The sequence below is a fragment of the Paraburkholderia fungorum genome (assembly GCF_003610895.1).
GTDB classification, from domain to species: Bacteria; Pseudomonadota; Gammaproteobacteria; order Burkholderiales; family Burkholderiaceae; genus Paraburkholderia; species Paraburkholderia fungorum_B.
In genome coordinates this window covers 292,726-308,325 of record NZ_MCAS01000045.1, presented here as the reverse complement: position 1 = coordinate 308,325, position 15,600 = coordinate 292,726, and the positions used below count along the sequence as shown (strand labels likewise).

16 protein-coding genes are annotated in these 15,600 nt (G+C 61.9%); 1 reads left to right on the top strand and 15 read right to left on the bottom strand.

The window, feature by feature from the left end:
- Window positions 1–163 precede the first annotated feature (163 nt).
- The gene (locus BCY88_RS32555) at window positions 164–391 is read left to right on the top strand and encodes a helix-turn-helix domain-containing protein (RefSeq protein ID WP_310796141.1); all 228 of its coding nucleotides are present in this window, start codon (window positions 164–166) and stop codon (window positions 389–391) included.
- A 106-nt stretch (window positions 392–497) separates the two neighbouring features.
- On the opposite strand, the gene BCY88_RS32550 is transcribed toward BCY88_RS32555, so the two are convergent.
- The 15 genes from BCY88_RS32550 to BCY88_RS32480 form a co-directional block, all read right to left on the bottom strand.
- The gene (locus BCY88_RS32550) at window positions 498–1,010 is read right to left on the bottom strand and encodes an ureidoglycolate lyase (protein WP_120348217.1); all 513 of its coding nucleotides are present in this window, start codon (window positions 1,008–1,010) and stop codon (window positions 498–500) included.
- Entirely contained in the window at window positions 1,007–2,020 is a 1,014-nt protein-coding gene (gene alc, locus BCY88_RS32545; RefSeq protein ID WP_120348216.1) for an allantoicase, read from the bottom strand. The genes BCY88_RS32550 and alc overlap by 4 nt, the downstream gene beginning before the upstream one ends.
- A 73-nt stretch (window positions 2,021–2,093) precedes the next feature.
- Complete coding sequence (gene uraD, locus BCY88_RS32540; RefSeq protein ID WP_120348215.1) at window positions 2,094–2,615, bottom strand: 2-oxo-4-hydroxy-4-carboxy-5-ureidoimidazoline decarboxylase; 522 nt, start codon at window positions 2,613–2,615, stop codon at window positions 2,094–2,096.
- Window positions 2,612–3,562, bottom strand: coding sequence for an allantoinase PuuE (gene puuE, locus BCY88_RS32535; RefSeq protein ID WP_120348214.1), 951 nt, complete (start codon window positions 3,560–3,562; stop codon window positions 2,612–2,614). The genes uraD and puuE overlap by 4 nt, the downstream gene beginning before the upstream one ends.
- A gap of 258 nt (window positions 3,563–3,820) precedes the next feature.
- The gene (locus tag BCY88_RS32530) at window positions 3,821–4,687 is read right to left on the bottom strand and encodes an aspartate/glutamate racemase family protein (protein ID WP_120348213.1); all 867 of its coding nucleotides are present in this window, start codon (window positions 4,685–4,687) and stop codon (window positions 3,821–3,823) included.
- Window positions 4,688–4,711: 24 nt separating this feature from the next.
- Window positions 4,712–6,187, bottom strand: a complete 1,476-nt coding sequence (locus BCY88_RS32525; RefSeq protein WP_120348212.1) for an NCS1 family nucleobase:cation symporter-1 — start codon at window positions 6,185–6,187, stop codon at window positions 4,712–4,714.
- Window positions 6,188–6,553: 366 nt separating this feature from the next.
- Window positions 6,554–7,264, bottom strand: coding sequence for a GntR family transcriptional regulator (locus BCY88_RS32520; RefSeq protein WP_120348211.1), 711 nt, complete (start codon window positions 7,262–7,264; stop codon window positions 6,554–6,556).
- Between the two features lie 316 nt (window positions 7,265–7,580).
- Complete coding sequence (gene ldcA / locus BCY88_RS32515) at window positions 7,581–8,507, bottom strand: muramoyltetrapeptide carboxypeptidase (protein WP_120348210.1); 927 nt, start codon at window positions 8,505–8,507, stop codon at window positions 7,581–7,583.
- Window positions 8,508–8,534: 27 nt separating this feature from the next.
- Complete coding sequence (tadA, locus tag BCY88_RS32510) at window positions 8,535–9,323, bottom strand: tRNA adenosine(34) deaminase TadA (protein ID WP_259461586.1); 789 nt, start codon at window positions 9,321–9,323, stop codon at window positions 8,535–8,537.
- The gene (locus BCY88_RS32505; RefSeq protein ID WP_120348209.1) at window positions 9,320–9,721 is read right to left on the bottom strand and encodes a DnaJ family domain-containing protein; all 402 of its coding nucleotides are present in this window, start codon (window positions 9,719–9,721) and stop codon (window positions 9,320–9,322) included. Before BCY88_RS32505 ends, tadA begins: the two co-directional genes overlap by 4 nt.
- 563 nt (window positions 9,722–10,284) lie before the next feature.
- Window positions 10,285–10,890: a 2'-5' RNA ligase family protein gene (locus tag BCY88_RS32500; RefSeq protein ID WP_120348208.1), complete on the bottom strand. Its 606-nt coding sequence runs from the start codon at window positions 10,888–10,890 to the stop codon at window positions 10,285–10,287.
- A gap of 238 nt (window positions 10,891–11,128) precedes the next feature.
- A complete protein-coding gene (locus BCY88_RS32495; protein WP_120348207.1) occupies window positions 11,129–11,884 on the bottom strand; it encodes an OmpW/AlkL family protein in 756 nt (251 codons plus the stop codon).
- Window positions 11,885–11,956: 72 nt separating this feature from the next.
- Window positions 11,957–13,747: an acyl-CoA dehydrogenase C-terminal domain-containing protein gene (locus BCY88_RS32490; protein WP_120348206.1), complete on the bottom strand. Its 1,791-nt coding sequence runs from the start codon at window positions 13,745–13,747 to the stop codon at window positions 11,957–11,959.
- Window positions 13,748–13,761: 14 nt separating this feature from the next.
- Window positions 13,762–14,709, bottom strand: coding sequence for an electron transfer flavoprotein subunit alpha/FixB family protein (locus BCY88_RS32485; protein ID WP_120348205.1), 948 nt, complete (start codon window positions 14,707–14,709; stop codon window positions 13,762–13,764).
- Window positions 14,710–14,724: 15 nt separating this feature from the next.
- The gene (locus BCY88_RS32480) at window positions 14,725–15,474 is read right to left on the bottom strand and encodes an electron transfer flavoprotein subunit beta/FixA family protein (RefSeq protein WP_120348204.1); all 750 of its coding nucleotides are present in this window, start codon (window positions 15,472–15,474) and stop codon (window positions 14,725–14,727) included.
- Window positions 15,475–15,600: the final 126 nt, after the last annotated feature.

The window sequence follows — 15,600 nt, the reverse complement described above, 5'->3', positions numbered from 1 at the left end:
CATAAATTCAGCGATATTCGATGAGTATGTCGCCCGTGAAGTACAAAATCAAAAGAACAAGTTGTGTCTTATGGGCCGCAGTATGGCTAATGTTGGCCAATTTGGTGCCTTGGGCTACAAATGGCCAATCTCGTTGACGTATCGAGGTATCGAGGTATCGGTCATGCTGAAGACCCCTCACCGCGAAAGCCACCTCTCTCAAGAGGAATTGACGCGTCCCACGGGCGTTGCTCGCACCACCATCGCACGTGTGGAAACGGAAACGCTGGCGAAAAGCGATGTGAGCGTGTCGGAGCGGCTGCGCCTGTTCGAAGCGGCCGGTTACGACCTCAACGTCGCGTACAGCGTACAGGTCACGGGCGGACATTCGAAGAGACCCCCGCACGCCTGACGCGGAGTCGTAAAGCTCGACAAAATGAAAAAAGCCCACAGCATGCACTGTGGGCTTTTCTATGATCAGACTGCTCAAGGTACTACGCTAAGTAAGGCAAGCACCCTCAAACACTGACCGCGCTCAACGCGTCTTCAGTGAGCCAGAGCGACTCGGCCAGATCCAGCTCGTTCAGGTTGAGTCCGTCACCGCCACGATCGACGACGATAAAGTCGCTCACGTCGCCCAATGCGATCAGTGGATGGTGCCAGACACCCTTCGCATAGTTCACACCCTGCCAGCCGCTCGTCACGAACGCCCGGATCTGTTGAGGATCCAACTCGCCCGCCGGCGCCACGACCACCAGATACGGCTTGTCGTTCAAAGGCACGAAAGCCTGGCTTCCCAGCGGATGGCGTTCGAGCATCTTCACCTCGAACGGCAACGTGCGCGGCTGCCCGCGAAACAGGTTCACCAGCGTGCGGCCGCTCTCGTCGGTTACGTCCACTTTCGCGAGATCGTGATAGCGGATCGTGGTGCCGAGGTTGATCGGAATCTGCTTCGCGCCTTCGAGTTCGATCACGTCGCCAAACGCGGCGAACGCTTCCTTCGTCAAGGGTTCGATGACCAGCGTTTTCATGATGCGAGCGTGCCCCACAGACGCAGACGCGACACACCACCGTCCGGAATGATGTTGAAGCGCACGTGCGTGACCGGGCCCAATGCCGCGATTTCGCTTTCGAAGTAGTGCTGGTTATCCATCTTCAGTTTCTGTTCGCCCAGCAGCACCGGCCAGAACATGGCTTGCGTGATCAGCGAGCTGTCCGTGCCGCCCGTCACATATGCCGCCTGGATCGAACAGCGATCCGGATAGTTGCCCTTGAAGTGAGCCGTATCGACTTCGATCTTCCTGATCACGCCCGGTTGCGCCAGCGCGACGATCGCCCAGTCGTTGCCCGGTTCACGGCGGCGGCGCGTTTCCCAGCCGTCGCCCATGTTGACACCGCGGCCCGGCATCAGAATCGTCGATGCAGCGCCGAAGTGCTGGTTGTTCGCCGCGACCAGATACGCGCCGTTTTCCATCGCGGCCAGATCGAACTGCTCGGTGCGGCTGGCGCCCGCCCAGTCGACTTGCGGCTGGCCATACACACGCAGACGTGCAATGCCGCCGTCCGGGTAGATGTTTACGCGCAGATGCGTGTAAGCGTTCGCGTCGCTGACTTCGTGATAGTGGTGGCTGTTGCCTTGCAGCGTGGTCGACGGAACGATTTCGGTCCATTGCGTCGACTGGTTCGGCACGCCGTCCACGACGCGCGCAGCTTCAACCGAAGCCGCCGGCGGGAAGTTGCCCGTGAAGTGGCTGGTGTCGAGGTCGAGACCCTTGATGACGCCCGGGCGTGCGAGCTTCACAACGCACCAGTCGTAACCGTTGGCGCGCTTGCGGCGCGTTTCCCAGCCGTCCATCCACTTGCCGTTGTCGTCGTACTTACCCGGAATGAAGACGGCCGGCTCCGGATTCAGCATACGATCCTTCGGTGCGAAGAAATCGTCGCTGGCCTCGAGGGCCTGCGCGCCCAGACGCGGGTCCGCCAGGTTCACATAGCGACGCGTGAACTCCGGTGCGTTGGGGTCGAGAATCGGGAGTGCCATCTTTGTCTTCCTTAATGTTTGTTGGTACTGAAAAAGCGTTTCAATTCGAAGTACGCGACGCGTGGTTGAGACCTTACGCGTCGATCAGGTCGTCGAGTCGGAAACGCGCGATACGGTAGATCTGATCGAGGCTGGCGCGTAGCTCATCCGCGCGGCTGTTGTTCACGCGCGCCTCGAAGTTCGCGATGATGCCGTGGCGGTCGTAACCGCGTACCGCGAGGATGAACGGAAAGCCGAACTTCTCACGATAGGCGCTGTTCAGCGCGACCAGCCTGTCGAATTCTTCCTGCGTGCATTGAGCGAGACCCGCGCCGCTCTGCTCACGTGTCGATTCCGCCGTCAATTCGCCACGCACCGCAGCCTTGCCTGCGAGCTCCGGGTGGGCGTTGATCAAGGCCAGTTGTTTTTCTTCGCCGGCAGTTTCGACGATGTTCGACATCTTGCTATGCAGTTCGTCGATGCTGGCAAACGGCCGTTGCTGCGCGGCGATTTCCGCGACCCACGGCGAGTGCTCGAAAATGCCCGACAGCGCCGCGACGAACGCGTCGGTCGAGGTGCTGTTGAGTTGGTCAAGAGTGTATTGCATCGCCTTCATGCCGCTGCCCCGCGGTTGTTTTGTTGGTAAGGATGATGTTCGCGCCAGTGCCGCGCGATATCGACGCGCCGCGTTACCCACACGCGATCGTGCTGCTCGATATGATCGAGAAAACGTTGTAGCGCGCGAAAGCGCCCAGGGCGGCCGAGCAAGCGGCAGTGCATGCCGATCGACAGCATTTTCGGTGCTTCGTCGCCTTCTTCGTACAGCACGTCGAATGCGTCGCGCAGGTACGTGAAAAAATGGTCCGCGGTGTTGAAGCCTTGCGGGCTCGCAAAGCGCATATCGTTGGTGTCCAGCGTGTACGGCACGATCAGTTGCGGGCTCTTTGCACCGCCCGTCACCTCGACATCCATCCAGAACGGCAGATCGTCGCCGTAGTAATCCGAGTCGTACAGAAAACCGCCGTATTCGGCCACCAGACGGTGCGTATTGGGACTGTCGCGGCCGGTATACCAGCCAAGCGGCCGCTCGCCGGTGATGCGTTCGATCGCTTCCATACCGAGACGCATGTGCTCCGCTTCTTTTTCCGGCGAAACGTCCTGGTAGTGGATCCAGCGATAGCCGTGGCACGCGATCTCATGGCCGAGTTCCGCGAAGGCCCGCCCCAGATCGGGATGCCGTTCAATCGCCATGCCGACGCCGAACACCGTGAGCGGCAGGCCGCGTTTTTCGAACTCGCGGAGAATGCGCCATACGCCCGCGCGCGAGCCGTATTCGTAGATCGACTCCATGCTCATGTGGCGCGCCGGATAGGACGCCGCGCCAACGATTTCCGACAGAAACTGCTCCGAGCCCGGATCGCCGTGCAGCACGCAATTTTCACCGCCCTCTTCGTAGTTCAGGACGAATTGCACCGCGACACGCGCTCGACCCGGCCAGTTCGCCTGCACCGGGTGGCGGCCGTAGCCGATCAGATCGCGTGGATAGTTCGAGTCGAGTGGCATGGTTTGACGAAAGCGTGATGACGGTACGTAAAATTCGCAGAGAACTCACGTGACAGGCACGTGCGGTTTGCGTGCGCTCAGCATGCGTTCACGAATGTTTGTGCGCAATTGCTTGTTACGGCGGCCGGCGCGGGTGACAACACCCCCAACAGCGGCACCGGAAGCAGCAGCAAAATAGCGTCGGGGTACCAGCGCCGAGTGGGACCAGTGTAGCGAAAACGCCCGGGTGCGCCCATACACCCGGGCAGATAGTGCATGTCAGACTGGATGTATGTGCAAAGCCGCTTCCAGCGGGCGTTCCGTGGTGTTTACCCGGAGTAAACCGGTTGCATTTGCGCTTTCCGCGGCGCCTACGGCCAAATCGCGGTGCGGCGCGGGATTTGGATCCGCATCGGCCGGGCTGAAGGCTTCCAGCGCACCGTGGTAGCGCTTGGCCAGCGGCCGGGCGTAGTCGCCTCGCTTGGCCGTCGACAGGCGCAGCGCGACCAGCGCCTCGGTCCATTTGAGCGCCGCCGTCACGCCCTCGATCACCGGTGCGCCCAAGGCATCTTCGATCTCCGCGCACAATTCGGCCATGCCGGCGCAACCGAGCACGATCGCGTCCGAACCGTCTTCCTCCAGCGCGCGCCGGCATTCGTCGAGAATGATGCGGCGCGCCGCCGAACCCGGCTTATCAAGGTCCAGCACGGCAACGTCGGTGGCGCGCACGTTGCGGCAAAAGCGCTTCATGCCGTAGCGCTCGGCAAGATGCCATGCCATGCCACAGGTGCGTGCCAGCGTGGTCACCACCGAAAATCCCGGTGCCAGCACGCTCGCGGCATGCATCGCCGCTTCGGCGATGCCGATCACCGGCCCGCGCGCCAACTCCCGGGCCGCATATAAACCAGGGTCGCCGAAACAGGCGATCACGTAGCCGTCGCAGCCCTCGCGCTCACCGGCGAGAATCTCCGCCAGCAAACCGGGCGTCGCGAGAGCTTCGTCGTAATAGCCTTCAATCGACGGCGGCCCCATCGTCGGATTGACCGCGATCACCTCGGTGCCGGGCGCGGCGGCTTCGCGCGCACAGCGGCCCATCGCTTCGGTCATGCGTTGCGTCGTATTCGGATTGATCAGTTTGATGCGCATATCGACTCCTGTTGCAGCACTGGCTCAGCGAGCGAGCACACGGTAGAACACAGCGCCCAATGCCGCGCCGATAAACCAAGAGAAATTGGCCAGCCCATCGAGCGTCGGCACCATCACGCAGATCACGGCGATGAGCGCAGCCGGCAGCAAGGCAGCCACGGCGCGATAGTTGACACCGTTGCTGTACCAGTACGAACCGCTTGGGGAGACCGAGTAGAGATCGTCAAGCACGATCTTCTGGCGTTTCACAAGAAAATAGTCGACGATCAGGACGCCATATAAAGGTCCAATGAAACTGCCGAGCACATCGAGCGTGTAGTGAATCACCGCCGGATTGTTGAACAGATTCCACGGCGTGATGAAGATCGACGCCACCGCCGCGAGCATGCCGCCCGCGCGCCAGCTGATCAGACGCGGTGCGACATTCGAAAAATCGAAGGCCGGCGACACGAAGTTAGCGACGATGTTGATGCCGATGGTCGCGATCGTGAAGGTCAATGCCCCGAGAATCACCGCGGTCGGATAGTCGATGCGGCCCACAGTTTCGACCGGATCCGTGATGAGTTGGCCAAACACCGGCAGCGTGGCTGCGGTCGTCACCACCGTCACGAGCGAAAAGGCGAGGAAGTTGACCGGCAGCCCCCAGAAGTTGCCGCGCTGCACACTGCGAAAACTCTTGCCGTAGCGCGAAAAGTCACCGAAATTGAGCATCGGCCCGGAGAAGTACGACACGACCAGCGAGATCGCCGTGATCATCACCGGCACGACTTCCATGCCGTGATACTTGACGCCGCCCAGGTTGATGCCGATGTTTCGCCATCCTGCGCGATACACCATGTAGCCAGCGAGAATGAACATCACGACATAGACCGCCGGACCGGCGAAGTCGATGAACTTCTTGATGGTCTCCATGCCGTGCCAGAACACCAGCGCCTGCAATACCCACAGCAACATGAAGCCCGCCCAGCCCAGGGTGGAGAGACCCATGAAACCATGGTGATGCACGTCCGCGTACGGCAACAGTTGCGGGACGAATTTCAGCACCACGATCACCAGCGCGCTCGAAGCCAGATAAGTTTGGATTCCATACCATGCGACCGCAATCAAACCACGAATTACCGCGGGAATATTCGCGCCGAGCACACCGAACGTCGCGCGGCAAGCTACCGGGTAAGGCACGCCGTTCGCCTGACTCGGCTTGGCGATCAGGTTGCAGAGCCGGTTGACGATCGTAATGCCGACCAGCAGCGCGATCAGCACCTGCCAGCTCGTCAGCCCAAGCGCGAACAGACTGCCCGCGAACACATAGCCGCCGACACTGTGCACGTCCGACATCCAGAACGCGAAGATGTTGTAAGCGCCCCAGGTTTGATCGCGCAGCGGCGCCAGGTCTTCGTTGTATAGCCGCTCGCTGTAGCCTGCCGGTATCGGCGGATCGCTGGGGGCATCTGCATAGGTGGAAATTGCGGGACTGCCGGGCGCTGCACTGAACTGGGCCATGATTCCTCCTTGGGATAGGGGCCGTCGATAGCAAATCGAAGGACATTGCATCGGCCATACCAGCCGCCCTCTTCTTCCCGATCGGGAAACAGAAGGTTCGAGCCAACTGATTGACCACGCCGCGGCTGTCTCCGTACTTGATGTACTTGTGTTTATCGCACCGTCTGTAGCCGCGGATTCCCGGCGATGCGTTACTACTTCGAGGCCGTCATCCCGTAACGGCCACGCGTGCACAAGCCGGCAGCGCTCGTGTCGAGCCGCCTTGCAACGCATGATTCGGTTCAGTTCAATTCAGTGCGGCGCGCCCCAGCAACGGGTGCACACCGGCCGCTCGCCTCAGTCTGGCGCGGACTTGCTCCTGGGTGCTTACTTCGCTGCGCCGTTAAGTGCGCCGAACACCTCGTGTAGATCGGCAGCGCCACGCACAGGGCGCTCCAGCATCTTCAACTCGACGCTTTGCAAATGGCGCGACATCAGTGCCGCCGCCTCTTTGGCATCGCCGGCGTCGAGCGCGGCGAGAATCGCTTCATGGTCTTCAAACGAGCAAGGGCTGCGTCCGAGCGACTCGTACAGTGCCGAAATCAACGTAGAGCGCGCCACCAACCCGTTCAGGCAATCGCATAGCACGGCGTTGCCGGTAAGTCCGGCCAATTCGGTATGAAACTCGCCTGACAGGCGAATCCATGCCGGAAAATCACGTGTCTCAAACGCCTTGCGTTCACGGCCAATCATGCTGCCAATGCTCTTCAAACGGCGCATGCCATGACCACCGCAAATCTTCTCAACCACGGCCAACTCGATGATCCGGCGCATCTCGAACACTTCATGCACTTCCTGCAGCGACGGACTGGCCACGAACGCACCACGATTCGGCTCAAGATCCACGAGATGGTCGGTCGCCAGTTGCGCAAGCGCTTGCCGGATCGGACCGCGCTTCACGCCAAATACTTCGCACAACTGGGCTTCTGTCAGCTTGGCGCCAGGCGCCAGCCGATGCTCGAGGATCGCGGCGCGGATGCGTTCGGCGATCGCTTCGGGTTTCGAACTATTCGCGGCGGCTGAGTCTGTGTCGGACATGATGTTCGTCTCGGTATGGTTGTCATCATAGGATGGACATAAAGATTGTCAACAATTTTTGCCATTAATTTCGACAATCTGGATGGCCTGGCGATGCAGTGTGTCACTGCCGACGCCGCACGGGCGCTGCTGTGCTTCGCTACAAGTTTAATTAATCTACGCGACTGCCGTCTATTGAAGACAGTTTTTGTCAACAAAGTGATGGACCTTCATGCATCGGATCTGCCGGTTAGCGCCTTAAAAATATAGGCCGTTAGTTGCGTTTAAAGCCCAAAAAGAAAGCGGACAAGTGCCCGCCTCCTTACCTCACGCCGTTTTAGCCGAGGGTGGGATAGCCCGACAACGTCAATTTGAATCCATGCGCGTTGGCGACGAGGTGCGCGTCGGCGCCGACCGGCAGCGTCAACATATTGGGAATATGGCCGAATTGCAGACCGGTGATCACCGGAATCCCGATCACCGACCTCACCTGCTCGATCATCGTGTGCAAGTCGTAGCCGTTGTCGTATTCGTACTGCTTGCCGCCGGAGAAATCGCCAAGCACAAGCGCCTGCTGCTGCGCGAGGATGCCTGACAGGTGCAACTGATAAAGCATCCGCTCGAGCCGGAACGGCTGCTCATTGACATCTTCGAGGAACAGAATGCCGCCCTGCACCGGCGGCATGTATGGCGTGCCGATCAGCGACGTCAGCACAGCCAGATTGCCGCCCCACAGCATGCCCGACACGTCGGCCGTCTGCGCTTGCGGCACGTTGCTGGTCACCGTCATGGTCGGACTGGTCAGCGCGGACCAGAAGTGCTGCATGGTGAATTGGCTCAGTTCTTCCGCGCCGAAGTCGCTCAGCAGCATCGGGCCGCCGAAGGTCTTCACGCCGGCGCGTGCCAGCAAAGCGAGCTGCACCGCGGTGAAATCGCTATGGCCCACCAGCGCGATCGGCTGACCGCTCAACCGCCGCTGCAACCCTTCGTAGTCGAGTCCATGCAGGATGCGCACCGCACCGTAGCCACCGCGCACGGCCAGCACGACGTCCGGCAACGCCCGCGACGGATCGGCCAGCCGGTTCAGATCGGCGGCACGCTCGCCGTCGGTGCCGGCGAAGCGCAGGTAACGGCGCTTGGTGACCTCCACGCCTTCGACGCGATGCCCCTGCTCATGCAAGCGGTGCAACGCGCGATGCAGCACCTCGGAATCGTGCGGATACCCGGACGGCGCAATCAGCTCAATGGTGCGATGAACGGTCATTGGCAAGACCTGTTGGACGTTGTTGTTTTAGAGCGGCTCAGCCGACCCCGGTTCGCCGCGCGTCGCGGAGCCTGGGTCGAATTGCGCATCGGGTTGCGCTTCACCACCTGCTGGCGCATGCGCTTCGCCCCGCGCCGCCGCGCGTGCTTCACGGCTTGCGCGCCGCCGTTCGGCAAAAAACGATTTGAGCGCGGCACCACATTCGGTTTCGAGTACCCCGCCGGTCACCGTGGTGTGGTGATTCAACTGCGGATTCGCGAATGCATCGACGACACTGCCGCACGCTCCGGTTTTCGGATCGCGCGCACCGAACACGACGCGTGCGATACGCGCATGCATGATCGCACCGGCGCACATCAGGCACGGTTCCAGCGTCACAAAGAGCTCGCAGCCCGGCAAACGGTAGTTTTCGACAGCTTGCGCGGCGGCACGCAACGCGACCATTTCCGCGTGCGCCGAGGGGTCGTGAGCACCGATCGGATGGTTAAACCCTGTGGCAATGACTTCGTCGCCCCGCACGAGCACCGCGCCTACCGGCACTTCGCCAGCGGCGCGCGCCTCTTCGGCGGCGGCCTGGGCGAGCGCCATGAAGCGGCGATCGCGCTCGGAGACAGGCGGCGCGGGCAATTCGTCTGAGTTAAGGGAGTCGATCGGAGTAGCGGCGGCAACCGTTGGCGCTGGGTTGCTCGCCGTGGGGATTGGCACGTCTGGGGCAGATCCGGCCTGAGGAGCCGGCAATACAGCCGCCTCTGCTGATTCAGGGTACTCGATGGACTCCGAACCTGGCGCGGTGGAGCGGACAAGCGGCTCGCTCACCGCGAACCCGCATCGGCCATATTGAGGTTGCCGGCACGTTCCGAAAGCCGCTCGGCAATGCGGCGGCAGTATTCGCGCGGCAAGACCAGCGGGCCGCCGCGCAGCGATTCAAGCGCCATATCCAGTGCCAGCATGCGCGCCTGAAGACGGCAGCGGGTGGCCGGGTCGCTCACCGCATTCAGCTCCGCTTGCAGGTCGCGCAAGGCGCGCAACTGCTCGACAGCCGGCGGCACGAAACCCGCATTTTTCAAAATCCGGTTGGCAACACGCACTTCCTCCGGGACCAGTACATCGTCCTCCAGGGGCAGCGGCGCGCCGGCGCCCGGCAAATCGTCGAATTCGCCGCGCGCGGCTGCGGCGGCAATACGCTGTTCGACTAACGCATCAAGCAATTTCATCTGCAGTCCACTACGTTGCGGCCTAGGCATTCTATCAGGGAGCGCGCGACCCTTCCGGCAGTCTGACCGACGAATCCTCCTGGTTTTCAGATTTTGCGTATTTGAGGGACGCATGACGTGAATTAGGCTGGGAGGTTTGCCGCCGCGCCGCTCGCCACTCCTCTTTCCGCTAGCGGAGTCTGACAAAATCCTTTCGACGAACAGCGCGACTCGTTGCGTCACACATCGCCTATCGTGCCCACTTATCGTGCTTAATTACGCCATGCAATCAGGAATGACCGACCACCGCCTTGACAACTCAGGTCCCCCTTGTGCCGCGAGCAACCGTCCCAGACGCGCTGCAGGCCCTGCCCACGGCGGGCTGCGTGTTTTCAACGCTCGTCTGCGTGTAACCGCGGCGATCGTGGCGATGTCGGTCGCTCTATCAGGCTGCGGCGTATTCTGCGGCGCTGGAGGCGGAAGCGGCGGCGGCTTTGCCGGCGGTTGCGCGACCGGCGTGCGGTTCTAGGCGCCAGCGCCTGGACGCATTGACAGCATCGCGGCTCGAACCTGGTGCCGGGGTGCTACTCCCCCATGCCAATCAGGGGCCATCGGGCCAGCACGACATGCCGGGTACGCCCGAGCAAACTGTGCACCAACGCAAACTCGCGCACGTTCCAGCAGACCGACTCGATGGGACGCGGTGGCAATGGAGGCATGCCATAAACGAGGGTAACGTGCGGCGTGTACGACGTGCCAGGCTTAAGCGCGCGATCCCCAAAGCCCGCGTCCTGCAAGACCAGTCCAAGCGCGTCGTGAAGCGCATGAATTCCAACGACGCCTTCGTCGCCAGCCAATACCATCGGCCCTGGCCGCGGCTTCACGGCGAAGCTCGTCATCTTGTCGAACTCGACCGTAAAGGGGTTCATCCGGATCGACGCAGCCGCGCGCATCGCCGCATCGACACGCTCTTGCGGCAAACCGCCGGCAAAATTCCCGAGATGGTGCAACGTAACGTGCAAGCGGCCGGCGGCGAGCGGCCTGCTCTTCGAGCGCGTTTCCCGGCACAACTGCTGCGCGAGCTTCGCAATACCGGCCGCGGTGCTGGTATCGGGAAAGACCGCGAAAAAGAGCCCGTCTGTCGGCGTTGGCGGCGCCTCGAGCCCAGGCAACCAGAGTTGTTCAGGCATGTCGCTCCTGACGGGGAAAAGCCGGCATAGGGATGGGTCTCCGTTCAATAGTGCGCGCATGCCGACGCCGCTGAACAGCGGGAACAAGTCGACTGTGGAAATGAGCGTGGAAAGCGCGCGTACTCGCTGATCGCCAGAGCGCGCGCGATACTGTACATTTATACAGTATTTCCAGCAAACCGCGCAACCAGTCCCGAAGCGGGAACGTTCCGAAGGCCGCTTCTCGCGCATCCGCTCGCTAGAACCGGTATCCCAGTCCGAGAAAGACAATCACCGGATCCGCCGTGATGCGCGTCTTGTTGGACAGCACCGTCTGACCGTTGGCGGCCACGGAATTGACCGTCGCGTTTGTCTTCAGAAACAGATACGTCACCGACGCCGTCGCGTACCAGTTCTTGCTGATGTTGTACGAAGCGCCCACGTCGAACGCGGGGTTCCATGACGGACTAAGCGATGCCGTGACCCGCCCGCCCGGCCCCGCGATCTGCTGCAACGCGCCGTTGAACGTGGAATTCAGATCGGTATGCGAGTACCAGGTATAGTTCGCGCCGACACCGATAAACGGACGCAGCTTCGTCTGCGCGTCGAAGAAGTAATACTTCAGGAACAGAATCGGTGCCCACGAGCGGGTGGTGGCGAGCGGCTGCAGATTCCCCAGTGCGAGCGAGGGTCCTCCAGCGCCGAACGGCGTGGCGTTGCCCTGCGCATAAAGCTTGAGCTTGGGCGGTATGCCTGCCGCGAGATCAAACGCAATATGATCCGTAATGAAGTAGGTGGTCGAGAGCTCCAGCGTGAACGTGTTGTGTATCTGACCACCCGTTCCCGCCGACGTGAATGTGCCCAAGGCCGAACTGCTCTGCAACGAGGTGGCGGAAGACGGCCCAAAGTCGAGCCACGCCCCGCCCACACTGGTGATGAGACTGCCGGCGCTCTGCCCCATGGCACTGGAACATATCGCGCCGAGTACTAATGCAGCACATAGTAATTTTTTCATTACATCTCCTCCATTTTATTTCGGATTACATATCAACAATCTTGTGTCGAATCATTTTTTCCGAGTCGTTACCTAGAATTGTTCGATTGGCAGGCTCGACGCGCTCGATGCGCCGCTGCGGATCGTCTCCAGAAGCGCATTCGCTTTGGGCAAGATCTTGTCGACGTAGAAACGCGCAGTGGCGAGCTTGGCGCGATGGAAGTCCGGGTCCTCATTCGCCGCGATCTTTCCTGACGCAGCAAGCGCTGCGCGCGCCATCTGCCACCCGCCGCACACGTAGCCGGTCAGCATCAGATAGTCGACGGAACTGGCCAGCGCCGCGTCAGGCTGAGCCGTCAATGCTTGCAGCATCCAGGCGGTGGCATCCTCGAGCGCCTCCACGCCGGCCGCCAGCGCCGTGCCGACGGATGCGACCTGCGTATCCGTGCTGCGCTCGAGTTGCAGCGCCGCCTCACGGATCTCCTCAACCAGCGCGGCCATCGCCGCGCCCTGATCCGACGCGAGCTTGCGGCCCGCAAGGTCGGCGGCCTGGATGCCCGTCGTGCCTTCGTAGATCGGCGCGATTCGCGCATCGCGCAGGAACTGGCATGCGCCCGTCTCTTCGATGTAACCCATTCCGCCATGCACCTGCACGCCCGTCGATGCGATCTCGACACCCAATTCCGTGCACCACGCCTTCAACACGGGAATCAGAAGGTCGACCCGCGCCTGCCGGCTTGCACGTTCGCCAGCGTCCGCGGCACGGTGCGCGCGGTCCATGTCAGCGGCCATCACATACGCGAAAGCACGCATCGCTTCGATCTGCGACTTCATCGTCAGCAACATGCGCTGCACATCCGGATGATGGATGATGGCCACGGCGCCACCCGGCTTGCCACCCGCGAGCTTGCCCTGCACGCGCTCCTTCGCGTATTCGCGGGCTTGCTGATAAGCGCGTTCCGCGATTGCGAGCCCCTGGATACCGACCTTCTGGCGCGCTTCGTTCATCATCGTGAACATATGCGCGAGACCTTTGTTCTCCTGTCCCACCAGATAACCGATCGCCCCGCCCTGATCGCCAAAGCTCATCACGCAGGTTGGACTCGCGTGAATGCCGAGCTTGTGTTCGAGCGACACACAGTGCACGTCGTTACGTTGCCCCGGCGAGCCATCGGCATTCAGCAGGAACTTGGGCACGACAAAGAGCGATATGCCGCGCACACCCTCGGGTGCGTCCGGCGTGCGTGCGAGGACGAGATGAATGACGTTGCCCGTCATGTCGTGATCGCCCCACGTAATAAAAATCTTTTGACCGTACAGGCGATAGTGGTCGCCTTCGGGCACCGCCTTCGTGCGCACAGCGGCGAGGTCCGAGCCCGCTTGGGGCTCGGTCAGATTCATGGTGCCCGTCCACTCGCCATTGACGAGTTTCGGCAAATACTGTCCCTTGAGTGCCTCCGAGCCGTGCTGCCTCAACGCCTCCGTAGCGCCCGCCGTCAGCAGAGGACACAGTGCGAACGCCATGTTGGACGAATTCCACATCTCGACGGTCGCGGCATGCAGCAACTCGGGCAGCCCCTGCCCGCCGAAATCCGGATCGCCTGCAAGGCCGCTCCAGCCGCCTTCGGCGAACTGGCGGTAGGCTGCCGCAAAACCGTCCGCGGCCGCGACGCCATCTTTCGTCAGACGCGCGCCCTGCTCGTCGCCGGATTTGTTGAGCGGCGCCAGCACTTCGGTCGCAAGCTTCGCCGCCTCGTCGAGTACAGCCTCGGCGAGTTCGGGCGTGACTTCCTCGAAGCCCGGCAGCGAAGACAGCTCGCCCAGACCGGCCAGTTCCGTCATTACGAAGCGCATGTCGCGCAGCGGTGCAATATAGGTGCTCATCATGGTCTCCGGAATCAGTCTTGTTGAAGCGTGTCCAACTCAGTGGAAAGGTCTGGCAATACCTTGAAGAGGTCGCCGACAATCCAGTAATCGGCGACCTGAAAGATCGGTGCTTCCTCGTCCTTGTTGATCGCGACGATCACCTTCGAATCCTTCATGCCGGCCAGATGCTGGATCGCGCCGGAGATGCCGACCGCGATATAGAGTTGCGGCGCGATGACCTTGCCGGTCTGGCCCACCTGATAGTCGTTCGGCACGAAGCCGGCATCCACGGCGGCGCGTGACGCGCCGACCGCCGCGCCCAGCTTGTTGGCGATGTCTTCCAGCAAGGCGAAGTTTTCGCCGGAGCCCATGCCCCGGCCGCCCGAGATCACCCGCTGCGCCGACGTCAGTTCGGGACGCTCGGAGCGGGTCAACTGCTGGCTCACGAAACGTGAGCCCGGCGCTTCGCCGGCCGGCGCGAGTGCTTCGATCGCTGCCGCGCCGCCTTCGGCGGGCGCCGCCGCAAAGGCCGTCGTGCGCACGGTGACGACCTTGATGCGGTCCGCGCTTCGCACCGTCGCCAGCACGTTGCCCGCGTAAATGGGGTGCACGAACACATCGGCGGACTCGAGCGCGACGACGTCGGAAATCTGCGCGACGTCGAGCAGCGCGGCCACGCGCGGCATGGCGTTCTTCGCGGTTGTGGTGGCGGGCGCCAGCACGTGGCTGTAATCGGCCGCGATCGTCGTGATCAATGCGGCCAGGTTCTCCGCCAGCGGATGCGCATAGTGCGGCGCCTCGGCGACCCGCACGCGCTTCACCCCGGCGATGCGGGCGGCCTGTTCGGCCACGCGCGCGCATTGCGATCCGGCGACGAGAACATCAATGTCTTCGCCAAGCTGCGCGGCGGCGGTCACGGTGTTCAGCGTCGCAGCCTTCAGCGTCTGATTGTCGTGTTCTGCAATAACGAGTAGGGACATGTTTTCCTCTTCCGGTCAGATGACGTGCGCGACGTTTTTCAGCTTCGCCACGAGATCCGCGGCGTCGGCGACGCGCACACCCGCCTCGCGTTTCACCGGCTCGGCCAGCTTCAACGTCGTCAGCCGCGGCGCGATGTCGACGCCGAGGGCAGCCGGCGTCGTCACATCGAGCGGCTTCTTCTTGGCTTTCATGATGTTGGGCAGCGTGGCATAGCGCGGCGTGTTGAGCCGCAGATCGGTGGTCACGACGGCCGGCAGATCGACCTCGATCGTTTCGAGCCCGCCGTCGATCTCGCGCGTCACGCTCGCCTTACCTGCTGCAATGCTCACCTTCGATGCGAAGGTCGCCTGCGGCCAGCCGAGCAGCGCCGCGAGCATCTGGCCGACCTGGTTCGCGTCGTCGTCGATGGCCTGTTTGCCGAGCATCACGAGTTGCGGCTGCTCCTTGTCCACCAGCGCCTTGAGCAGCTTCGCCACGGCCAGCGGCTGCAACTCCGAGTCGGTCTCGACGAGGATGCCGCGCTCGGCGCCTGTCGCCATCGCCGTGCGCAGCGTTTCCTGGCAGCCCTGCACCCCGCAGGACACGACCACCACCTCCGAGGCCACACCGGCTTCCTTCAAAAGCACGGCCTTTTCCACGCTGATTTCGTCAAAGGGGTTCATCGACAGTTTCACGTTCGCGATGTCGACGGCGCTGCCATCGGCTTTCACGCGAACTCTTACATTCGCGTCGACGACACGTTTGACAGGAACCAGTATTTTCATTGCCTACTCCGTTGGGATAAAAGATGCCGGGGACTCACTCATGCCGGGCATGTGAACCGTTCGCACAAGGTGTCGTTCTGTTCGTCGGAAATACGCGCCGCCGGTCCGGATTTGTGCGCCGCAATA